This is a genomic window from Hydrogenophilus islandicus (assembly GCF_054657095.1).
In genome coordinates, this window is the sequence record NZ_BAAHXE010000012.1 from 1 (window position 1) to 23,044 (window position 23,044).

15 protein-coding genes and 1 pseudogene are annotated in these 23,044 nt (G+C 63.3%); 13 read left to right on the forward strand and 3 right to left on the reverse strand.

Annotated elements, in window-relative coordinates; all coding sequences use genetic code 11:
* Positions 1-361, forward strand: a pseudogene (locus tag ACYQ6T_RS05320) (ATP-binding protein); the annotation flags it as partial.
* 52 nt (positions 362-413) lie between these two features.
* On the forward strand, positions 414-6,077 hold the full coding sequence (locus ACYQ6T_RS05325; protein WP_459828561.1) for a glycosyltransferase: 5,664 nt from the start codon (positions 414-416) through the stop codon (positions 6,075-6,077).
* Between the two features lie 166 nt (positions 6,078-6,243).
* On the opposite strand, the gene ACYQ6T_RS05330 is transcribed toward ACYQ6T_RS05325, so the two are convergent.
* The gene (locus ACYQ6T_RS05330) at positions 6,244-10,149 is read right to left on the reverse strand and encodes a glycosyltransferase (protein ID WP_459828563.1); all 3,906 of its coding nucleotides are present in this window, start codon (positions 10,147-10,149) and stop codon (positions 6,244-6,246) included.
* 48 nt (positions 10,150-10,197) lie between these two features.
* Positions 10,198-11,160 carry a magnesium/cobalt transporter CorA gene (gene corA, locus ACYQ6T_RS05335; protein WP_459828565.1) on the reverse strand — a complete coding sequence of 321 codons (963 nt, stop codon included), beginning with the start codon at positions 11,158-11,160 and terminating at the stop codon, positions 10,198-10,200.
* Positions 11,161-11,300: 140 nt separating this feature from the next.
* On the opposite strand from corA, the gene ACYQ6T_RS05340 reads away from it, so the two are divergent.
* The 7 genes from ACYQ6T_RS05340 to ACYQ6T_RS05370 all read left to right on the forward strand — a co-directional run bounded on the left by ACYQ6T_RS05340 (position 11,301) and on the right by ACYQ6T_RS05370 (position 17,757).
* A complete protein-coding gene (locus ACYQ6T_RS05340) occupies positions 11,301-11,774 on the forward strand; it encodes a 4Fe-4S dicluster domain-containing protein (RefSeq protein WP_459828567.1) in 474 nt (157 codons plus the stop codon).
* Positions 11,775-11,784: 10 nt separating this feature from the next.
* Positions 11,785-13,635: an aldehyde ferredoxin oxidoreductase family protein gene (locus tag ACYQ6T_RS05345; RefSeq protein WP_459828569.1), complete on the forward strand. Its 1,851-nt coding sequence runs from the start codon at positions 11,785-11,787 to the stop codon at positions 13,633-13,635.
* A gap of 13 nt (positions 13,636-13,648) precedes the next feature.
* Positions 13,649-14,923, forward strand: a complete 1,275-nt coding sequence (locus tag ACYQ6T_RS05350) for an NAD(P)/FAD-dependent oxidoreductase (RefSeq protein WP_459828571.1) — start codon at positions 13,649-13,651, stop codon at positions 14,921-14,923.
* 10 nt (positions 14,924-14,933) lie between these two features.
* Positions 14,934-15,188, forward strand: coding sequence for a MoaD/ThiS family protein (locus ACYQ6T_RS05355; RefSeq protein WP_459828573.1), 255 nt, complete (start codon positions 14,934-14,936; stop codon positions 15,186-15,188).
* A gap of 328 nt (positions 15,189-15,516) precedes the next feature.
* On the forward strand, positions 15,517-16,221 hold the full coding sequence (locus ACYQ6T_RS05360) for an ABC transporter permease (protein WP_459828622.1): 705 nt from the start codon (positions 15,517-15,519) through the stop codon (positions 16,219-16,221).
* Positions 16,181-16,951 carry an ABC transporter ATP-binding protein gene (locus ACYQ6T_RS05365; protein ID WP_459828575.1) on the forward strand — a complete coding sequence of 257 codons (771 nt, stop codon included), beginning with the start codon at positions 16,181-16,183 and terminating at the stop codon, positions 16,949-16,951. The genes ACYQ6T_RS05360 and ACYQ6T_RS05365 overlap by 41 nt, the downstream gene beginning before the upstream one ends.
* Entirely contained in the window at positions 16,945-17,757 is an 813-nt protein-coding gene (locus ACYQ6T_RS05370) for an ABC transporter substrate-binding protein (RefSeq protein WP_459828576.1), read from the forward strand. Before ACYQ6T_RS05365 ends, ACYQ6T_RS05370 begins: the two co-directional genes overlap by 7 nt.
* Here the strand turns inward: ACYQ6T_RS05370 and moaC are convergent.
* Entirely contained in the window at positions 17,717-18,232 is a 516-nt protein-coding gene (moaC, locus tag ACYQ6T_RS05375; RefSeq protein ID WP_459828578.1) for a cyclic pyranopterin monophosphate synthase MoaC, read from the reverse strand. The genes ACYQ6T_RS05370 and moaC overlap by 41 nt on opposite strands.
* Positions 18,233-18,302: 70 nt before the next feature.
* On the opposite strand from moaC, the gene ACYQ6T_RS05380 reads away from it, so the two are divergent.
* Genes ACYQ6T_RS05380 through ACYQ6T_RS05395 form a run of 4 tightly spaced genes read left to right on the forward strand, consistent with a single transcriptional unit; the run spans position 18,303 to position 23,044 of the window.
* On the forward strand, positions 18,303-19,793 hold the full coding sequence (locus ACYQ6T_RS05380; protein ID WP_459828580.1) for a M48 family metalloprotease: 1,491 nt from the start codon (positions 18,303-18,305) through the stop codon (positions 19,791-19,793).
* A 30-nt stretch (positions 19,794-19,823) separates the two neighbouring features.
* Entirely contained in the window at positions 19,824-19,979 is a 156-nt protein-coding gene (locus ACYQ6T_RS05385) for a hypothetical protein (protein WP_459828582.1), read from the forward strand.
* On the forward strand, positions 19,972-22,701 hold the full coding sequence (locus ACYQ6T_RS05390; RefSeq protein WP_459828584.1) for an ATP-binding protein: 2,730 nt from the start codon (positions 19,972-19,974) through the stop codon (positions 22,699-22,701). The genes ACYQ6T_RS05385 and ACYQ6T_RS05390 overlap by 8 nt, the downstream gene beginning before the upstream one ends.
* A complete protein-coding gene (locus tag ACYQ6T_RS05395) occupies positions 22,673-23,044 on the forward strand; it encodes a response regulator transcription factor (RefSeq protein ID WP_459828586.1) in 372 nt (123 codons plus the stop codon). Before ACYQ6T_RS05390 ends, ACYQ6T_RS05395 begins: the two co-directional genes overlap by 29 nt.

Below are 23,044 nucleotides of genomic sequence, written 5' to 3' on the forward strand. Positions count from 1 at the left end.
GCAAGCTTTCCTGCAGCGGATCGTCAATGGCGGCGGCCGGATCACGCGCGAATATGGGCTGGGACGAAAACGCACCGATCTGCTGATTGAGTGGCCGCTCGACCCCACCCAAGGGCTCTTTGGCCCGAAGCAGCGGGTTGTGGTGGAATATAAGCTGATCCACAACGGTAAAAACCCCGAGAAGGTGCTTGACGAAGGAATCGCGCAGGTTGCCGACTACGCCGACCGCGCGGGAGCGGAGGAAGCCTACCTTATCCTCTTTGACCGGCGCGAGAACCAACCGTCGGAGGCGCGCCTCTGGCAGCGGCAACTGCCCTGGCCCGACCACCCCGAGCGGCTGATCGGGGTGTGGGGGATGTGAGCAGCGCAAGAGCGCGAGTGCGCGCTTGCCCGAAACTGCAAGGAGATCAACCATGTCCAGCGTAGAGAGTCAGGGTTATTTTCTCCACCGCCCCGGGGAGCTCTCCCGTGGTGCGGTGCTCGACGTCGGCCTCAAATGTGTCCATTCCTGCCGCTTTTGCTACTACAGCTATCTTGACGGCAGCGAGGACCAGTTTCGTGGCATGCGCCGTGCCGAATTCCGCACGCTCGAGGAATGTAAGGAGATCCTCTGGCTGCTGGCGCAACAGGGTTTCGTCAATTTCGATGTCACCGGCGGCGAACCTACGCTGCATCAACAGATTGTCGAGATTACGCGCTACGCGCACCAGGAGCTCGGTCTCAAGGGCCGGATCATTACGCTCGGCCAGTACCTCATGCGCCGCATGAAAAACTGCCAGCATGAGCGGCTCATCGATGACCTGCTCGAAGCGGGTCTCGTCAATCTCCTCTTCTCGATGCACGCCGTGGATGAGGCGCTGTTCCATAAATTGACAGGCGAATCCTGGGACAAGCAGCGCTGCGCCATGAATTACCTCGACGAAAAGGGTTTCCAGTTTACGACCAATACCACAGTGGTGGAATGGAATTACCGCCAACTGCCCGATATCGCGCGCGAGATTTTGCGGCATGGGATCTACCTGCACAACTTTATCGTCATGAACGCCTACTACGAATGGAACCGTGACGGTAGGGCCTTTGGTGTGCAAGCGCGCTACGCGGACATCTATCCCTACCTCCGCGAGGCGGTCGAGATCCTCGAAGAGAATGACGTCGCGGTCAATATCCGCTATGCACCGCTCTGCGCCGTGCGCGGTATGGAGAAGAACCTCGTCGGCATGGTCGGGGTGCGCTACGACCCCTACGAGTGGATGAACGCCGGCGGCCATTTCGGCGGCACACCCGCGCAGTGTGCCGCGCGCCTGCCGGTGCGCGAGGGCGAAATCGAGGACTATCTCGCTTATCGTCCCGTTGCGGCGCAGCACGAAAACGGCGTGCGCATTACTGGTGTGCGCGGCGCTAATCTCAAGCACTTCGCTGAGCCGTGCGCACGGTGTGCTGCGCGTGAAGTGTGCGACGGGATCGACCCGAACTACCTCAAAAATCACGGTCCAGATGAGTTCACCCCCTACGACACCCCTGAGCACGCTCCGCTGCACCGCGAACGTTACCGCTACCTCATGCCGTTCTTGGTCAAGACCGACCCTTACGTGGACATGAAGGCGGCGGTGAAGGAGGCCTTCGCCGCCTGGCGTCAGCGGGCTGTAACCCCACCGCCGGCTCACGACGTGTCCGCCTCGCTGCCCACCGCACAGCCTGAACCAACCGACGCAGCACCAGCGTCGAGCGTGCAGGTGGTGGCAGTGGAGGCTCCTGCGCCCAAAGTATCGGTCGTGATTACCTGTTACAACTACGGGCGTTATCTCACCGAGTCGGTGGGCAGCGTTCTTGCCCAAACCTTTCGCGACTACGAAATCATCGTTGTCGATGACGGCTCAACCGACGAGACTCCATCCGTTCTCGAAAGCATCATCGCTACCCATCCCGACGCGCCGATCCGCGTCATCCGCCAGCCTAACTCTGGGCAGCCAGCGTACGCACGTAACCGCGGGATCCGCGAAGCGCGCGGCGAATATATCCTGTGCCTTGACGCCGACGACATGATCGCACCCACGATGCTTGCACGCTGTGTCGAGGTGCTCGAGGCCGATCCGGCAGTCGCCATCGCTTACACCGACCGGCTCGATTTCGACGGGGTCACCCAGCTCGTCAGAGCTGCGCCCTATGACCCAGCGCGCTTACCCTATCAAAATCACATCTCTTACTGCGCGCTCTACCGCCGGCGGATCTGGGAGGAGATCGGCGGTTACCGTGACAACGTCAAGGGTTGCGAAGATTGGGACTTCTGGGTGGCGGCGTGCGCGCGCGGCTACTATGGGCGCTATATCCCTGAGCCGCTTTTTCTCTACCGCCGGCATGATACTGGTCTTTACCAGCACGCGCTCGCACACTTCGATAACAAGCGGGCGCAGATCATGCTCAACAATTCCAGCCTCTATCGCCCAGAGGATCTCGCCTGGGCGCGCGCGCAGCTCGCTGGTACCACGAAACGCTCAGCGGACGCGACGGCGGCGACTGTTTTCTACGCCAGCGCGGGCGACCCGCTCGTCAGCGTCGTGATCCCTTCGCACAATCGCCCTCGGCTGCTCGCTGATGCGCTCTCCTCGCTCGTCGCCCAAGACTACCCGAACTGGGAGGGGATTGTGGTCGCCGATAGTGGCGTGGACGTCGCGGCGATCGTCGAAGCCGCCGACCCCGAGCGTCGGCGCCTACGTTACTTCCGTCTGCCGCGTGCGCTCGGCCCTGGTGCGGCGCGCAACATGGCGCTCATGCTCGCGCGCGGCGAGATCATCTGTTACCTCGACGACGACGACCTCTGGCAGCCTGACCACCTCTCGACCGTGGTCGCGGCCCTAAGCGAACCGGGCTGTGACTTCGTTTATACCGACGCTCTGCTTGTCCCTGAGCGCGTCGAGCCTGACGGGCGGCGCATGGTGCTCGGCGCAGGTAGCAACCCCTTTGCGCATGATGACTTCTCGCGCGCGCGCCTGCTTGTCGCAAACTACATCCCGATCGACACCTGGGCGCACCGCTGGGCACTCGTGCGCAAGGCTGGTCTTTTTGACGAGCAGTTGCCGGAACTCGAGGACTGGGAATACCTCATCCGACTCGTTCGCCATACAACACCCCGGCACTTGGCACGCACTACGGTCGAAGTACGCATGCGCGAAGGGGCTGGAGATCAGCGCAACACGCGCCGCGACCACACCGAGACTTTTCGCGAGATCTACGCGCGCAGCCAAGATCTAGCTGCTGCCGAGCCTGATGTCGAGAGCGCGCGCGAAGCCTTCCTCGCAAGCCGTTTGGTCGCCGCCAAAGCTGCCCGATCGGCGGGTCCCGAGGAGGCCTATGCGCGTTGGTGTGAACGGCACACCCTCGAGGTCATCGACGGCGAACTCTTCGCTGAGCGCATGCTCACGCGCTGGACCTACCGCCCGCGCTTTCATCTACTTGTCATCGCGCGCCGCGGCAAGGAGGAGCTGCTTGCCGAGACATTCGATGCGCTTGCTACCCAGCTCTACTCCCACTGGGGCCTGACCATCGTCGCCGACTTCGATCCGCCTGCCGGCGCGCTCGAGGGCTCCGATGTGCCGATCGAGTGGCGTCGCGTCGATCCCGCGCGCCCGCTCGCTGAACAGATCAACGCCGCCGTTGCCGAGACCGAATCCGATTGGATCGCCTGGATTCCGGCGGGCCTACGCCCGGCACCGCATCTGCTGCTGCGCGCGGGTGACTATGCCAATCTCGATCCACGCTGGAAGCTCCTCTATACCGATTCAGATCATATCGACGTAGCAGGCCGACGGGTGCAACCCTGCTTTCGGCCTGACTTCAATCTCGATCTGCTGCGTTCGCAGCCCTATTTCGGCGAACTCCTGCTCGTGGCGCGACGAGCGTTTGACGCTGTGGGCGGCTTTCGCGGCGAATTCGCTGGGGCTGAGCAGTACGATTTGGCGCTCAGAGTGCTCGAACATTTCGGCGAGCAAGCCTTCGGGCATATCGACGACGTACTTTACTCCATGCCGGCCGATTGTGCCGGTCTCTTCGATGAATGCCAAGGGCGTGCGGCGCTTACCGAACATCTCGAGCGGCTCGGTATTTCGGCCGAGATCGGCGAGGGCCTTCTGCCTGGGAGCTTCCGTGTGGTTTACCGCCACGCAACTGAACCACTTGTCACGATCGCGATCTTTACCCGCGACAAGTTCAATTATCTCAAACCCTGTGTCGAGAGTCTCCTAGCTAAGACGCGCTATCCCCGCTACGAGCTCGTGATCGTGGACAACGCAAGCCGCGATCATAGTGTGCTCGCCTACCTCGAGTCGCTGCCAAAGCGCGACGCGCGAGTGCGTGTGCTGCGTTTTGAAGCCGATTTCAACTTCGCCGCGATGGCCAACTTTGCCGCCCGCGAAGCGCGCGGCGAATACCTTCTGTTCCTCAACAACGACACCCAGATCGTTCATGAGGAGTGGCTCGAACGTATGCTGCACCATGCGCAGCGCCCCGAAGTGGGTGCGGTCGGCGCGCGATTGGTCTTCCCCGAAACCAGCCAAATCCAGCACGCCGGAGTGGTGCTTGGCCTCAAAATCGTTGCCGGCCATCCGTTCGAGGGTCTCGATCTGCGCGACAGTGGCTATCTTGGGCGCGCGCAGCTCGACCAGAATTACTCCGCTGTGAGCGGCGCCTGCCTGCTTGTGCGTAAAACCCTCTACGAACAGGTCGGGGGGATGGATGAAGAGTGCTTCGCGTTTTGGTACAACGACGTCGATCTGTGTCTCAAGCTTGGCGCAGCCGGCTTCAAGATCGTCTGGACGCCCTATGCCACCGTGGTCCATCACGATGGGGCGACCCTGCGCCCGACTATTGCGCCGGGCAGCGCAGACCGTGTGCGGAATATCGAGCGCTACGAGCGCGAACTTGAGGCGATGATCGAGAGATGGCTGCCACGCTTGGCCCGCGACCCGGCGTACAATCGTCACCTGAGTCTCGTGCACAACGACTTCCGGGTCGAGCAAGACATCGTCATCAACTGGGACCCGCACTTCCACGACCGCCCGCACCTGCTTGGTCTTGCGCCGAGCGGCGGTAGTGGCGAGTACCGCGTCATCGCTCCGTTCCGGGTAGTCTCGCGCGCTGGTTTCGCCCAGACCGACGTGATCCAGGCACCGAACTTTCACCAGATGCGTATCCCGAGCGTGACTGAGGTGGCGCGCGCCGCGCCCGATGCGATGCTCTTTCATGCGGCGCTCTCCGACGGGGAGCTCTCGGCGATGGCACAGATCCGCCGCCATCTGCATGGAGTGCGACTTATCTACAGTCTTGACGATCTCGTCACCGATCTGCCACCCGGCTATCCGACCAGCCGTTACGCCTTTCCAGACATACGGCAACGGTTGCACCAAGCGCTTTCCTACTGCGAGCGCGCGATCGTCACAACCGAGCCACTTGCTGAACTCTTGCGCGACTACGGGGCGGAAGTCCATATCGTCCCGAATCTGATCGAACGGGCCCAATGGGAAGAGGCGCTCGCCATCGCCCGCACCCGTCGCCAAACCCAGCGTGGCACGCACCGGCGACCGCGTGTGGGTTGGGTCGGGACGCAACAAGACGAAGCGGATCTGATGGTGATCGCCGAGGTGGTAGCGGCCACGGCGGCAGAGGTCGACTGGGTCTTCTTCGGCATGTGCCCCTACACCCTTCGCGGCTATGTGCGCGAGGTGCACGACTTCAAACCCGGCTTTGCCGATTATTTGCGCACGCTTGCTGCGCTCGATCTGGATCTTGCCGTCGCACCGCTTGTCGTGCATCCCTTCAACGAGGCCAAGAGCAATTTAAGGCTTCTTGAGTACGGGATGCTCGGCTGGCCAGTTGTGGCGAGCGACATCTTGCCTTACCAATCGGCTCCTGTCTACCGAGTGCCCAACACGCCGCAGGCATGGCTCGAGGCGATTCGCGCGCGCCTAAACGATCCCGAGGCTGCACGCGCCGAAGGCGCTCGGCTGCAGGAGTGGGTCATGCAACACCATCTGCTTGAGGCGCATGTCGCGGATTGGGCAGCCGCGCTCGGCCTGGAGCGGTGAGCGGCGTCGAGACACCTGCAAATCAACGGCCTAGTGAGGCGGTCTACCGGCCGTATTCGTAGCGTTCCATTGGGTAAGTCGCTCCCCTCGAGGCACTGAAGCGCTGGCAGAGGGAGCGACCGGGGTTATTCAAGAAACGTGTATCCAAATTCGCGGGTCGCGGCATTTACTGTCCGCACATCAGCAGATTCCATTGCTCACTCCAGTTGTCGAGAAGATAGTTCTCAAACACCCACTGGTGCAGCTGCTGGCCCTCTTGCATCAGTTTCTTGGCGTCGAATAATTTGTTGTAGATAGCATCGATCCAGAGGTCGGGATCGTTGGGCAGAAGCGTCACGGGTGGGTTATTGGTGCGATAGGGGGTGATGTTGGTCGCGATCACCGGGTAACCAAGCGCACCGTATTCGATGAGGCGAAGGTTGCTCTTTGCCTCGTTGAATTCGTTGAGCTCAAGCGGCGCCAGCGCGAGGTCGAGGTCAAGCTCAGCCATCTTTTTAGGGTAGTCGTTGAAATCGACCCAGCCGTGTTTCTCGGCAACCAGATGTTCGAATTCGGGCAGCCACATCCCCATGAAGACCCAATGGACATCATTTTTCGTCGCTTCGATCACAGGGATGAGGAGTTCCAAGTCGCCACGGTGTTGCATCGCTCCAACCCAACCGACACGTGGTTTGCGAAGGAGTCTTGCCGGCATCCGCCGCTTGACTTCGAGCTCGCGGTAAAGCGGCTCCCACGTCTCCCGTTCGATCGCGTTGGGGATGATGTGGACTTCAGTCTCGGGACGGATGTCGCGAACGAGTTCGGCAAGCGGAGCAGTACTGACGACGACAGCATCCGAGAGGGCAAAGAGGTTACGGAGCCGCGCCCGCGCGTCGCGCGTCGTGCGGCGGGCGTGGTGGTAGACGCTGCTCTTGCGCGGGACGGCGTCGAGCCGGTCGTCCATGCCGTAGAGGATGCGCAGCTTCGGGTGGCTTTTGCGCCACGCGCGGATTGTCTCTTCGACTGCTGGGCCAAGGCGTTGGTGGAGGAGCACGACGTCTGGGGCGACTTTCGCCAGTTCTGTGACGCTCGGGAGCCTCGCCTCTTCGGGGACTGCCTCAGCCTGGAGCCACCCGGCACGGACGAGCGCGCGCAGGGGCATGCGAACGCGGTACTGACCGCTCCCCCCTTTCACCGGGAAACCGAGCGCTTTGATCCGGTTGCGGTGGTGGCGTTGCCATGAGCGGGGGAAGGCGAGGTCAACCCTGGGAACAGTGACACCATAGTCGAAGTGGGGCGACGCGAAGGGGTCGAGCGCGAGCCGCTCGCCCCAGCGTGCGTGGAGCGCGCGGTAAGAGGCGGCCACCGCTTCCTGGTGGGTGAGTTGTTGAACAGGTTTGACGTTGAGGCGTGTCAAAGCTGCGCCGCCGTGGTGGATGACGCGGCTCAGGGGTTGGAGAAGGACCATAAACCCCGCGTCGTGCGACCGGAGGCAATAGTCGATCTCAAAGCCCGCAAGGGCAAAGGTTTCGTCAAAGCCGCCGAGTTGGTTGAAGGTCTCACGACGGGTGGTGAAGCCGACCGAGGGGAGGGCGCTCACGCGGTGGGGGAGGGTGAGCTGGTTGAGGATACCGGGTTCTTCAATGTGGCTACCGCGGTAGGCCGGGCGAGCCGGCTGCCACAGCTCGCCGCTTCCGAGCCAGAGTCCGGCGCTTTCGATGAGAGTCAATTCGGGGAGAAGCACGAGCGGGCCGACCGCGCCGACGTCGACGAGGGTAGCGGTGCGTGCAAGCCGCTCGAGCCAGCGGGGATCGCGAATCTCGACGTCGCAGTGGAGGAAGGTGAGAACATTGCCCGAGGCGACCCGCGCACCGACGTTGTAGAGACGGCCGAGCGCATAGGGGCCGTCGTCGCGCACGATTTTGACCCGCGGGTGGTCGGCGGCGAGCTCTTGGAGGAGCGCCGCGATGTCGGGGTCGCTGGTCGCGTGGTCGACGACGATCACTTCCCAGTCGGGGTAGTCGGTGTAGGTAAGGAGCGAGTGGAGCGCCGCTGCAACCAGGTGATAGACGTCGGCAATAGGGACGATCACGCTCACCGACGGGAGCGGATGAACTGCTTCGACGAGCCACGTTCCCGGTTGCAGTCCTTCGCGGATCTGCAGGTATTGCCCGGTGCGGCGCAGGTGGTCTTCCAGCGCGAGCCGGCGGGCAAGGTGTGCGGCTTCCTCCGGTGTGGCGTCTCTATCGGCAAACCCAGGAGGCGCGTAACTGCCGCTTTCTGGTAGTGTGACGAGCGGCTCAGTGAGGTGGGCTATGTGCGCAGTAGGCGATTCGCTAAGGCGCAGTAACGCGTCGTAGCCTTCTGCTTGCGGATAGGGATTGAATCCACCGAGGGCCAAAAGCGTTTCAGTGCGAAACCAAACTGCAGCGCCAACGTAGTCGAAACCGTAGAGGAGGATCGGGTCAAAGTCGGGTTTGAACCACGGGGTGGAGCGAAATCCCTCATCGAGATAATCGTGATCACTGTAGACCGCAACAACCTGCGGATCGGTGACGAACGCTTCGCTGACGAGCAGTAGCGCTTCAGGGGCGAGACGGAATCCGGGGGGAAGAAGAGCAAAACAGTCGCCGCCATATTCGGGAAGCAAGGCGTTTACCGCCTGCGCGACGATCTCCGGCGTGTCGAGCGATTCGACCTGCAGCCACCCCAAAAAGTCGGCCTGCTCAAAGACCGGGTCGGGGACCGGTTGGTCAGAGACAACGATCCAGCGCCAATGGGGGTAGAGCTGCGACTGAAGCGATGTGCTGGTGTCGGCAAGGCGCGCGAGATCCTCTTTGCGAGCGAAGGTGATGAGCGACACGAGCGGCGGGTTCTGCCAGCTCATCATCCGTTCGGCCAACACTTCGGCGTCGGCCTCTTGCAAGGTGCGGCGCTTCAGCCAGGCGTCGTAGCGGTCTTCGGGGTTGGCGATTGCTTCGGCTGAAGGTGGGGTGACCGGTTGCACCACTCCTTGAACGAAGAGGGCGATCTGGCGCTCCTCAGGGAGCACGGCGTTCAAAATCGCGCCATATTTTTCGGCATGTTTTTCAACATAGCGCAGCTGGGCAACGTGCTCAAAGGCCGCCTCCCCGAGCGCGCGCCGTTCGTCGCGCTTCTCAACGAGGTCGATCAGCGCCTCAAGCCACGCTTCGGGGTCGTTCGGGACGACTTTGGCAAGCCCTGTGGCCTTCGCTTCGGCAAACGGAGTGACGTCCGAGCAGACGGTGGGGATGCCCAGTGCACTGTATTCCAGCCACTTGAGGTCTGATTTGCAGCGGTTGAAGGGGGTGTCGTCGAGCGGCGCGATCGCGATGTCAAGCCCCAAGCGCGCAAGTGCCGGAAGGTAGTTCCAGTAGCCGGTAGCGGTTCTGATCACCCGAACCTGGTCACACGCTTCGAGGTCTTGCGTAGCGGCGCCCCAGAGGATGATTTCGATCCGGTCGCGGTAGAGCGCCGCGAGCCGTAGGAGCGCACTTTCGATCTTTTTGAGGTCGAGGGAGTGGCTGGTTGTGCCGGCAAAGCCGATACGCACGACGCCGTCGCTTGTGTCGCGGCTCTTCTGCGCGATGGCGTGGGCTTTGTGGATGAGGGCGTGGGGCAGGTGATTGCGGAAAACAAATGCGTGGGCCACTTGCGGCGCCAGTGCTTCGGCGAGCGTTTCGGTGGAGGTGATGATTTTGGTTTGCGGAGTGTCGGCGAGGAATTTTTCAATTGAGCCGATGATCCCCGACGCGTAATGTTTGAATTCGGGGTGGCTTGCTGGCATTGCCGAGAGGAGATCGTCGATCTCGAAAAGGTAGGTATGGTGCGGGACGATCTCGTCGGTAATCAGCGCGTAGTTTTGCGGATTGACAAAGTCGCGGTGCAGGATATAGAGGTCACAATCAGGGGTGAAGGTCTGGGCGTCGTGAATCAGCCGAAAGTTAACTTGACGGCGCAGTGCGCGCAACGGGTTGATAATTCGGAGTAAGGGAATTGGGTGGGTGAGCGGATGAGTCGTACAGACGCCGACGGTGAGTGGCCGATGGGTACGTGGTGAATGGACGGACATTCTTGCCTCCTCCTCGTTCTTGTCAGATGATGATACACGAACTTACGGCTACAACCACCCCTTCCGTTTGAAGTAGAGGTAGGGGGCAATCCCAGAGACAATCATGAGGAACAGGGCAAAGGGGTAGCCGTATTCCCAGTGGAGCTCCGGGAGGTGTTCGAAGTTCATCCCGTAGATGCTCGCCACCAGCGTTGGCGGGAGGAAGACGACCGCGGCGATCGAGAAGATTTTGATGATCTGGTTCTGCTCGATGTTGATGAACCCTTGCGCTGAGTCCATCAGGAAGTTCACTTTCTCGAAGACAAAGGTGGTGTGGCTCATGAGGGTTTCGATGTCGCGCATCGTTTCGCGGCAGTTTTCCTGGAGCGCCGGGTCGCAACTTTTGAGTTGGCGCAGGAGGTAGCCGAGCGCCCGTTGCGTGTCCATGAGACAGAGCCGGATGCGGCCGTTGCTGTTTTCGATCTTCGCGAGCCGGTCGATCGCCTCTTCAAGGTCGGCGTTCTCCTCCTCGAGCACCATGACGCTGACATCCTCCAACCGCCGGTGGAGGTCTTCGATCGTGTCGGCGAGGTTTTCCACCTTCTGCTCGAGAATCGTGACCAGCAGCGCCTTGGGGTCGCTCGCGGGAATCTGACTGTGGCGGGCGCGCATGCGCAGCAGCCGGAAGTCGGCGAGCTCCTCTTCGCGGAAGGTGACGAGCCGTTGAGGTTGCAGGATGAATGCGACCGTCGAGGTGATGTGGCGCCCCTCCTCTTGGGCGAGAAAGAGGGAGTGGATGTGCAGCCCATGCGCGTCTTCGAAAAAGCGGGCGGAGGCTTCGATCTCCTCGACGTCGTCGACGTCGGGAAGCTCCGCGTTCATCAGCTGCTCGATTCTCGCCCGCTCCTCCGGGGTGGGGTCGATCGCGTCGATCCAGAGGAGCGACGAGAGGAGTTCTGCAGGGAGGGGGTGTTCTTCAGGAAGGCGCACTTCACGGAGGTGGCCATTTTCAGAGGTAAAGGCGCGCAGCATCGTCGGATCCGGATCGATTTTTGCCAATTATAGAGCATGGGGAAGTCAATTCCGTGGCTACGGGCGCTCTTGAAATTTTTCTTTTCCCGAAATAAACTGAAACGCACTGCGTTGTTCGCACCAGACCAAAGGAGGAGCGTATGTGGAAAGTTCTGGCGATTGACCCGGTGAAATGTACCGGGTGTCTTCAGTGCGAGATGGCCTGTTCGATCGAAAATTACGGGGTGATCGCAACGAGCCGCTCGCGCATCAAGGTGTTCAATTTCGAGCACGAGGGGCGCAAGGTCCCCTATACCTGCACCCAGTGTAGCGAAGCGTGGTGTCTGCACGCCTGCCCCGTCGACGCGATCCGGCTTGACCGCGCTACTGGTGCGAAGGTGGTCGACGAAGGGACCTGCGTCGGCTGTAAAGTCTGCACGATCGCCTGCCCCTTCGGGACGATCAACTACGTGCAGGAGAGCGGCAAGGTGCAGAAGTGCGACCTCTGCGGCGGCGATCCGGTGTGTGCCGCTGCGTGTCCCACCGGGGCGATTACCTACGTCGACGCCAATTGGGCGGGGCTCGAGAAGATGCATCAGTGGGCGGCGAAGACCGCCGCGGCTGTTCTCGCGTAAGGAGGAGACCATGGGATACGCCAATCGGATTTTGCGGGTGAACCTCACCCAAGGGACGTGTCAAGCGGAGCCACTCAACGAAGCGTGGGCGCAGCGCTACCTCGGTTCGCGCGGGCTTGCGAGCCGCTATCTCGTTGCCGAGGTTGACCCGAAGGTCGACCCCCTGTCGCCGGCCAACAAGTTGATCTTCGCCACGGGCCCGCTCACTGGGACGGTGGCTTCCACGGGAGGCCGTTATACCGTGGTGACCAAAGGGCCGCTCACTGGCGCGATCGCCTGTTCCAATTCGGGGGGGTTCTTCGGCGCGGAGCTGAAGTTCGCCGGCTGGGACATGATCATCTTTGAGGGTAGGGCGGAAAAACCGGTCTACCTCTTCATCGAAGATGACCACGCCGAGCTGCGCGACGCGTCCCATCTCTGGGGTAAAAGCGTCTGGGAGACGGAAGAGGCGATCAAAGCGGCCCACCACGATCCGTTGATTCGTGTCTCCTCAATCGGCCGCGCCGGCGAAAACCAGGTTCTCTTCGCGTGCGTCGTCAATGACCTGCACCGCGCGGCGGGTCGCTCCGGCGTGGGGGCGGTGATGGGGTCGAAGAACCTCAAGGCGGTAGCGGTACGCGGCACCAAGGGGGTGAAGGTGAAGGATCTGCCCCGCTTCCTGGCTGCGACGAATGCCGCGAAGCAGGTGCTCGCCTCCAACCCTGTGACGAGCCAAGGGCTCCCCAAATACGGCACTCAGGTGCTGATGAACGTGATCAATGAGATCGGAGCGCTGCCGACGCGCAACATGCGGGAGGTGCAGTTCGAAGGGGCCGACGCGATCTCCGGCGAGGCGATGCACCGGCCGCGCGCAAGCGACGGCAAGCCGCAGCTCGTCACCAACGCCGCCTGTTTCGGCTGCACGATCGCGTGTGGCCGAATCTCACGGATCGACAAGAACCATTTCACCGTGAAAAACAGCCCGAAATATTGGGGGGCGAGCGGTGGCTTGGAGTACGAGGCGGCCTGGGCGCTCGGGGCCGATACTGGTGTGGATGACCTCGAGGCGCTCCAGTACGCGAACCTGATCTGCAATGAGCAGGGAATGGATCCGATCTCGTTCGGTTCCACCGTTGCGGCGGTGATGGAGCTCTACGAGCGCGGGGTGCTGACCGCCGAGCAGATCGGCTTTCCTGCCCCCTTTGGCTCGGCCGAGGCGCTTGCGAAACTCGCCGAGATCACCGCGAACGGCGAAGGGTTTGGCCGCGATGTCGGGTTGGGGTCGAAGCGGCTGTGTGAAAAGTATGGCCACCCGGAACTTTCGATGACGGTGAAAGGGCAGGAGTTTCCTGCCTACGACCCGCGCGGGATTCAGGGGATGGGTCTTGCCTACGCGACGAGCAACCGCGGCGCGTGCCATCTGCGCGGCTACACCGTCGCTTCCGAAGTGCTCGGCATCCCCGTGAAGACCGATCCGCTGACCACCGAAGGGAAACCGGAGCTCGTCAAGGCGTTTCAGGATGCAACGGGGGCGTTCGACGCGGCGGGAATCTGTGTCTTCACGAGTTTCGCTTGGACCGTTGCGGACATTGCGCCGCAGCTCGATGCCGCGATTCCTGGCGAGTGGACCCCCGAGCGGCTCCTCGAGGTAGGCGAGCGGATCTGGAACCTGGAGCGGTGGTTCAATACCCAGGCCGGTTTTTCGGCAAAAGATGACACCTTGCCCAAACGGCTCCTGGAGGAGCCGGCAGCGACGGGGCCTGCGAAGGGGTTGGTCAATCGCTTGGGTGAGATGCTACCGAAGTACTACGAGATTCGCGGCTGGAGTGCCGACGGCGTGCCGAAACCGGAGACGCTTGCCCGATTGGGGGTCGATCTCTGAGAGAGGAGGGGCAATGCGCCATCTGATTCTAGGTAATGGTCCGGCGGGAGTGGTTGCGGCGGAGACGCTGCGCCGCTATGCGCCGGACGATGAGATTCTCCTCTACGGGTGCGAAGGGCTGCTGCCCTACTCCCGCATGGCGATCCCCTACCTGCTGGAAGGGAACATCGACGAGCAGGGGACCTACCTCCGGAAGAGCGCCGACTATTTTGCTGCGCAGGGGATTCGCCTGGCCGAGGGGCGAGCGGTGGCGGTCGATGTGGCGAACCAAACCGTCCTCTTTGCCGACGGCCACCGCGAGCGGTACGATCGGCTACTTGTCGCGACCGGCTCTTCACCGATTCTGCCGCCGATCCCGGGAATCGATCTTCCGGGGGTCACCCCCTGCTGGACCCTTGCCCACGCGAAGGCGATTGCCGAGCGGCTGCGCCCGGGGGCGCGGGTCATCCAGATGGGGGCGGGGTTCATCGGCTCGATCCTGCTCGAGTCTTTTGTCCGCGCTGGCGCCCACCTGACGGTGGTCGAATTGGGCGACCGGATGGTGCCGCGGATGATGACGCCGATCGCGGGCAATATGATCCGTCGCTGGGTCGAGCGGCAGGGGGTGGTCGTGCGCACCGGAACCCGGATCGAGGCGATCGAGCGCAGTTCGGGAAGTAGTGCGCCCCTCGAGGTGGTGCTGTCGACCGGCGAACGGGTACCGGCTGACCTCGTGATCGTCGCTGCTGGGGTGAGACCGAACGTCGCGTTTCTCGAGGGGACGCCGGTCCATGTGGCGAGCGGCGTACTCGTCAATGACCGGATGGAGAGTTCGGTTGCGGGGATCTTCGCCGCGGGCGACTGCGCCGAGGCGCCCGATCTCTTTACCGGGCGCCATCTGGTGGCGGCGATCCAACCGAACGCCGTCGACCAGGCGCGGGTCGCAGCGGTCAACATGGCGGGGGGCCATGCGGTGCTCAAAGGGGTGCTCGCAATCAACGTGCTGGAGACACTGGGGTTGATCTCGACCTCTTTCGGCCAGTGGCAAGGGGTGCCGGCCTCTGAGGGGGGAAGCGGCGTCGAATGGGTGGATGAAGGGGCTTTTCGCTACCTCAGTCTGCAATTTCACGAGGATCGCCTGATCGGCGCGACCGCAATCGGTTTGAGTGAACATGTTGGCGTGCTGCGCGGGCTGATTCAGGGGCGAATCCGCTTGGGGGTGTGGCACAAGCGGCTCCTTGCTAACCCGCTTGCCTTTGTCGAGGCGTATCTGGCGCGCGCCCAATACCCAGCGCTCCTCGCCGCCTAAGGGATAGAAAATGGTCGTGACGTTGAAGCTCTTCGCTTCGCTTGCCGACCTTTTGCCGCCGGGGGTCCGGCAGGGTAATCGCATCACCGTCGAGGTCGAGGAGAACCAGACAGTCGCTCAGCTCCTTGCCCGTTTCGCGGTTCCCCCCGAGATGGCGAAGTTGGTGCTCCGCAACGGCCTCTTTGTCCCCCCCGAGGAGCGGGAGGTGACGCGCCTTGCCGACGGCGACGAGATCGCCGTCTGGCCCCCAGTGGCTGGAGGGTGAAGGGCGCCGATGGCGTTCTCCCCCTCTCCAGAAGGTTGGCGTCTCCTCGTCGAACGTGAGGAGAGCATCAGCGAAGAGGAGTGGCTGCGAGCGCTTTGCCTTGCGGCGCCAGAGGTCGCGATCCAGCGATCGGCAAGGGAGGCGAGTGTCGGGCCCCTCTTGTTACGGTGGCAGGTTACGTCTCCTTTGCGTTTAGGGTCGTTGACACTGCCGCGTCTTACTGTGACCATTTGGGGATGGGCCACTTCGGGCGATCAAGCAGTAGCGCTCCTTGGACGGCTCGACGCCCGAATGCGGCGCGGAGGAGGGTGATCACGGAGGGTTTCGGCTGTTGATCGGTGAGGCTTTTCTCCAAGCGGTTGCCCTCATCCGTGCGTGGGACGCGGCGCTTGCTGAAATCGTCCAGCTCTCTCTCGTGGTGAGTGGCAGTGCTCTCTTTTTCGGGGCGATCATCGGGATTCCCTGCGGCGCGATTTTGGGGGCGCTCCGTTTTCCCGGGCGCGGCCTTTTGATTGCGCTGTTGCAGAGCTTACTGGGTGTTCCGTCGGTGGTCGTCGGCGTGGTCGTTTTTCTCCTCTTTTCCCGCGCTGGCCCCCTCGGTTTTCTCGGGTGGCTCTACGACCCGGCGGGGATGGTCGTTGCCCAGACGCTGTTGGTTGCGCCGCTCACGGCGGCGATTACCCGGCAGGTGGTGGAGCACGCGGCGGAGCGCTTGCGCGATGAGCTGACGATGATGCGGCTCGCTTGGTTGCCCCGTTTGGGGTGGTTGGTGTACGATTGCCGCTTTTCGCTGCTCCTTGCCCTCTTCTCGGGCTTTGCCCGCGCAGCGAGCGAGGTGGGGGCGGTGATGATCGTCGGGGGAAACATCGAAGGGGCGACACGGGTGATGACGACCGCGATTGCGCTCGAGACGGCGAAGGGGGATTTGACGCTTGCGCTGGCGCTCGGGATCGTGCTGGTCGGGCTCGTTGCGCTGATCCATCTCGCAGCGAGTGGCCTGGAGGCCTTGGCGCGGCGTCGGGTCGCAGGGTGACCGGGTGGCGGTTCTGCCGGTGGTTCTCTCCGGGGTCGTCTGGCCCGAGCGTGACCCCGATCGCGCCGTGTTGCGGGGGATCGACTGGACGCTCGCCGGTGAAGGAATCACGGCGGTGCTCGGGGAGAATGGAGCGGGGAAGAGTTCGCTCTTGCGACTGCTTGCTGGCTTGGTGACCCCAGCGGGCGGGACCATCACCTGGGGTGGGTCGCGTAGTGCCCCAGCGGCGATCCGGTGGGTGGCGCAGCAGCCACAGTTCTTGCGGGCGTCGGTTGTCGCTAACCTCTGGGTCGCTGCGTCGGCGCTGCCGGGACGGCGCGCCGAGAAACGTCGGCGGATCGAGATGCTTTTGGAGCGGGTGGGGTTGGCGGCTCGGGCTGATGAGCCGGCTGCGCGCCTCTCGGGGGGCGAGCGGCAGCGGTTGGCCCTTGCCCGCGCGTGGCTGGCGATGCCGGAGCTGCTGCTCTTGGATGAACCGACGGCGAATCTCGATCCGGGGGCGACGCAGGCCGTCGAGCGGTTGATTCAGGAGATGCGCAGTAGCGGGATCCGTATCGTGATGACCACTCACCACTTGGCGCAGGCGTCGCGCTTGAGCGACGAGGTTCTTTTTCTTTCTGCGGGGCGAATCGCTGAGGTGACGCCGACGCGACAATTCTTTGCCGGGCCGAAGAGCGAGGCGGCTCGTCGCTTTGTCCAGAGTGAACTGCCGTGGTGGTTCCGATGGTAAGACGGACGTGGATCCTGCAGACTCTGGCGCTCTCCTCGTGGGTGCTTTTTGCGCGCGCGCAGAGCGCTCCTCGTGAGACCGTTCGGGTGGCGACGACGACATCGGTCGACCATTCGGGGCTCTTGCCGTGGCTTACCCCGCAGCTTGCGCGGGAGACCGGCGTGGCACTTCAGGTTTTGGCGATGGGTACGGGTAAAGCGCTTGCGGTGCTCGGCCGCGGCGACGCCGATTTTGGGATCACCCACGATCCGGAAGCGGAAGAGGCCTTTTTGGTTCGTCAAACCGATTGGGTGCGGATCCCGTGGCTGGTCGGGCGTTTTCTTTTGGTAGGTCCTAGCGACGATCCGGCAGGGGTGCGCGGCAAAGGGATTGTTGAGGCGCTCCCGCGTATTGCGGACCACAGTGGGGCGCGCTTCGTCTCCCGCGGCGATCAGAGCGGGACCCATGCGCGCGAAGAGAAGTTGTGGCGCGCAGCGGGGGTCGAGGTGCGGGCGAAGCTCGGCGGGCGCTACCGGGCGGTGGGGCAGGGAATGGGGCCGACGCTGCTGATCGCCAACGAGATGGCCGCCTACACCTTGACCGACGAGGGGAGTTGGCTCGCGCTGGGGGAGCGGCTGAAGAACCTGGCGGTTTTGGTTTCCGACGATCCTCTGCTCGACAACCCCTACGCGATGCTCCTTCCCCAGGCGGCATGGGTGGAGGAATCACCTGCCGGCCGTGCGGCGCGGTGGCTCTGGAGGTCGCGGCAGGCGATTGCAGAGGGGTTTATGATCCGCGGGATTCGGCCGTTTCGTGCGATCCCGTAGAAGCAGAGCGTTGCCACGAGCCCGATTTGCCGCCATGTTTCTCTTTGAGCTGCACCGCTTCGATTGTCATTCCCCGGTCGACCGCTTTGACCATGTCGTAGATGGTCAGCAGCGCCACCGCGACGGCGGTGAGCGCCTCCATCTCGACGCCGGTGCGGCCAACGGTCTCCGCTCGCGCCTGACAGTGGATCGCGTCGGGGGGTTCGGGGGTGAAGTCGATCCCGACGTGGGTGAGCGGTAGTGGGTGGCAGAGGGGGATCAACTCTCCCGTCCGTTTTGCCGCCATGATTCCGGCGATGCGCGCAACCCCGAGGACGTCCCCTTTTTTCGCTTCGCCGGCGACGATGCGCTCGAAGGTCTCCGGCGCCATGCGGATTCGCCCCTCAGCGACCGCGACGCGGTGGGTCTCGTTTTTCGCGGCCACATTGACCATGTGCGCTTCGCCGTGGGCGTTGAAGTGGGTGAGTTCGCTCATCAAGGCACCTCTCTCTATTCTCTCCGTGAGCGTATCATAGACGAATCGATGTCGAGCAGAGAGTGTGGCGATGAGGGATGGGAGCGCAAAGGGGTTTCGGGTACGGCGGCGGCTCCTTTTCGGGTTGGGGGTGCTCGCTGCCCGCCCGGCTTGGCCTTTTCAACTTCCTGATTTGAGCGGGTCGAGTGCGACGCTCCTCTCCGCGCGTGACGAGGAGAAATTGGGGCGGTCGGTGGTGCGCGAGATCCGCGACCGCGATCCGGCCTATTGGGACGATCCGGCACTCGCTGAATATCTGACTGGGCTCACAGTGCGCATCCGTGGCGGGCTCACGGCGCGGCTCGACGTGCCGGCATTTAACGCGTTTCTCCTCAAAGATTGGACGATCAACGCCTTTGCGTTGCCGGGTGGATACATCGGTTTTCACGCCGGGTTGATCGCCGCGACCGAGACGGAGTCGGAACTTGCGGCCGTGGCTGCGCATGAGGTTGCACACGTCGCCCAGCACCACATCGCGCAGATGCTGGAACAGCAGCAAGGGTCGTCGCTTCTCGTCTTGGGGTCGATTCTCCTTGCGGCACTCGCGGCGCGGTCGGGTTCCGGGCAACTTCCTGAAGCAGCGGTGGCGGCCGGATCTGCGGCTGCGGCGCAACAGCAGCTCACCTATTCGCGCGCCTTTGAGCGCGACGCCGACCGCGTCGGGTTGGAACTGCTCGCGCAAGCCGGTTTTGAGCCCGCAGGGGCGGTCCGGTTCTTCGGTCGGTTGCTCCGCGCGACGCGGCTCGGGGAGACGAGCTTTCCTCCTTATCTCCGCACCCACCCTTTGACTGTCGAGCGCATTGCGGACCTTGAGAATCGGATCCAGAGCGGCGAATTTCGCACCCGCTTCCCCTCCCCAGGGAAACCGGCGCTTGACCCGTGGGGGTTTGCGTTCACTCGGGGAACGGTGCTGGCCGAGCGCGGTACAGCCGCTGAGGCGCTTGCGCAGGCGAGCAGCGCAGAACGAGACCCAGCGGGGCAGGTGTGGCGTATTCGTGCGGCGCTTCGTGCCGGCAAGAGCGAGGAGGTGCGAGCGGAGCTCGAGCGCGTGGTGAAGGAGTGGCCAAGTGGGCGGTGGCGCGCCCTCCTCATCGCCGAGACGTGGCGCGCCCTTGGGGACGAGGCGGCGGCATTCGCGGAGCTCCAAACGGCGCTCGAGAAGAATCCCGAGTCGCTGGCGTTGCGCGCGGCGGCTGTTCGCGCTGCGATTCCAGTCGGAAAGACGGCGTGGGCGTGGCAAGCGGCTGAGGAGGGGGCAAGCCGTTACCCCAAAAGCGATCTCGCGTGGCGGTTGGTGGGGGAGGCGGCTGCGGCACGCGGCGACACAGCGTGGCGCCACCGGGCCCAAGGGGAGCGGTTGGCGCTCGACGAGCGGTGGCAGGCGGCGCTCGACCAATTCGAGAAGGCGAGAATCGCCCGGCGCGACGACGACATCTGGGTCGCGGAGGTGCAGGCGCGGATCAACCGGATGCGGGAGGCGATTCGGTGGGAGGAGCGGGATCGTAAAGGGGTTTTGCGGTAGCGGGTAAATGTTACGAGAGGAGGTGGGGCGATGGCGCGAACGTTGCTCCTCACGGTGGGGTTTCTGCTGCTGATCAGTTATCCCCTGGTCGCGGTTCCTCAGAGTGGCAGCGCGCAGGGGCTGTGGCTCTTTGCGGTTTGGCTTTTGGCGGCCGTGGGACGCAGCGCGGGAGGGGGCGATGGGTGAGGGGGCGACGCTCGGGTTGGTGTCGCCAACCGTTGCGGCGGCGTCCGCCTTTGGTTATCAGCTGCTTCTCTTTGGCGTCGCGTTTTGGGCCGACCGGCGGGCGGCACAACGTCGCTCGGTAATTGACCGGCCGCTCGTTTATGCGCTCTCGATCGGCGTCTATTGCACCGCATGGACCTTTTTCGGGAGCGTCGGTCTTGCCGCCGAACGAGGGTTGTGGTTTCTCCCGATCTATCTCGGCCCGGTTGCGGTGATGCTCGCGGCTCCGCTGGTGCTCAAGCCACTCCTTCACGTCGCGAAAACGTTGCGCCTCACGTCACTCTCGGACCTGTTGAGTACCCGTTTTGGCCATAGCGTCCTTTTGGGGCGCTGGGTGACGTTGGTGCTCGTCGTGGTGACGATCCCTTACGTCGCGTTGCAATTGAAAGCGATCGCGCTCGCGTTCGAGACCATTTCGGGCGGGGCGGGGGGAGAGGCGGCGCGCACCTTCTGGCTCGTGGTCGTGTTGGCCCTCTTTGCCGCACTCTTTGGCACCCGCCGGTTGGACGTGACGGAACGCCATGAGGGGTTGGTGGCGGCAGTGGCGTTTGAGTCGGCGGTCAAACTCTTTGCGTTCCTCCTTCTGGGGGTGGTGGTCGTCGCCGTCCTTTTGGGCGACAGCGATGGGGCACTGCGCGATCGCTGGTGGGCGGCGTGGGCGGGGCTGCCGCGAATCGATGCGGCACCGCCTGCTGCCGGCTACGGTGACTGGCTGGTGCTCATTGTGCTGGCGGCGATGGCGTTTGTGCTGTTGCCGCGGCAGTTTCAGGTGTTGGTGGTCGAGAATGTCCGCGTCGACCATCTCCGGGGGGCGGCGTGGCAATTTCCGCTCTATCTTTGGCTCCTCAACCTCTTTGTCGTCCCCGTTGCGCTCCTGGGGAAGGTCCTGTTCGCGGGAACGGTCGTCCCCGACAGCTTCGTCCTGACGGTGCCGCTTGCGCTGCAGGAGAATTGGCTGGCGGTGATCGTCTTTCTCGGCGGAATTTCGGCGGCAACGAGCATGGTGATCGTCGAGAGTGTCGCGCTCGCGACGATGGTCTCGAACGATTGGGTTGCCCCGTGGTGGGTGCAGCGCGGGCGAAACCTCGAGGCGAAGCATCTCCTTTGGGTGCGACGCGCGGTGATCGTCGCCGTGGTCGCTGCGGGGTATCTCTTCTTTCTCCTCGCGGGGGAGTCGCACGCCCTCATTGCGATTGGCCTGGTGAGTTTCCTTGGCGTGGCGCAACTGACGCCTGCTGTTGTTGCTGCGTTCTTCTGGCCGGGTGCTTCGGTGCGCGGCGTCGCGGCGGGGTTGGCAGCCGGGGTGGCGGTGTGGGGGTATACGGCGCTTCTGCCGCTTTTGATCCGCAGCGGCTGGTTTCCCGCCAAGTGGCTGGCGGAGGGGCCGGCTGGCATCTCCTGGCTGCGTCCGGAAGCGCTGTGGGGGGTGGAGGGGATGGCTCCGGTGACGGGGAGCCTCGTCTGGAGTCTCTTGGCGAACAGCCTCGTGCTCGTGGTGGTCTCGTGGCTCACCCCCCCCGATGGGGTGACCCGCTCGACCGCGCGGCGTTTTCTTGCCGTTGTCCGTTCTGCGGCGCAACCTTCTTCTTTCGACGAAGAGGCGGTGAGAGACACTAGGGAACCCCGCAGTCGCTGGCAGGCGAAGCGGCAAAGTAGTGAGATCCTAGCGGCGATCGCGCGCTTTGTCTCGCCAGAACAGATAGAGGCGGCACTCGAATCGTACCGGGCACAGCAGGGGCTCGCGCCTACTGCGCCGTTGATCGTCGACGAGGCCTTTGTCGCCTTTGCCGAGCGGCTCTTGTCGGGGGCGATTGGCGGGGTGGCGGCGCGGTTGGTGCTGGAAGGGGTGCTCGGTGAGCGCTCGCCCGCGTGGGATGAGGTGTTGGCGCTCGTCGACGAGGCGCGCGCGGTGCGCGAGGCGAACGAGCGGCTGCGCGAGCTCGACCGCTTGAAGGACGAGTTCATCGCCTCGGTGAGTCACGAATTGCGGACGCCGCTCACCGCAGTGCGCGCCTTTGCCGAGATGCTTGCGGCCGACCCCGATATCGACCGGGAGACCCGTCGCCGCTTTTATCAGACGATGGTGCGCGAAAGCGAACGGCTGACTCGGCTCGTCAACCAGGTGCTGGACTTGGCGAAGCTCGATTCGGGCAACGCCGAGTGGCGCCACGAAGCGGTTGACTTGGCCGCTGTGGTCAAAGAGGTGGCCGACACCGTCCGGCCGGTGGTTGCGCAACGTGGCGGGACGCTCGAGGTGCGGTTGCCGGAGGGGGCCGCAGTGATCGACGGGGATCACGACCGTTTGGTTCAGCTGGTGCTGAATCTGGTCGGAAACGCCGTACAATTCATGCCAGAAGAGGCCGGGCGAGTCGTGGTGACCCTGCAGCCCGAGGGAGCGAGGTGGCTGCTCCTCGTCGACGACAACGGGCCAGGGATAGCGCCTGAAGAGCGTGAGGCGATTTTCGAACGGTTTCGGCAATCGTCACGCACGCAGGGGCGAAATAAAGGGACCGGGCTCGGCTTGGCCATTGCCAAGCGGATCGTCGAACATTTCGGGGGGTCGATCGCGGCAGACGAGAGCCCCCTGGGGGGAGCGCGCTTTGTGGTCGCACTTCCTCGGAGGGAATCAGACATAAAAGAGCGGGAGAGAGGCGATGAGTCGCAAAATCTTGGTGGTCGATGACGAGGAGGCGATTTCGCTTGCGTTAGAGTTCCTGCTTCAGCGCGCCGGCTACGAGGTCGCTGTCGCATCAGAAGGAAACGAGGCGCTGGAAAAAGTGGTTACGTGGCACCCCGATCTGGTGCTGCTTGACATCATGATGCCCGGGAAAGATGGGTTCGAGGTCTGCCAAGCGGTGCGCGAACGAAGCGACCTGCCGCGGCAGCCGAAGATCTTCATGCTTACCGCGAAGGGCCGTGAGATCGACCGGACCAAGGGACTGGCGGTGGGGGCGGACGACTACCTCGTGAAACCCTTTTCGACGGAGGAGCTCCTCGAGCGGGTTGCGCGCCATCTCGCGGAGTAA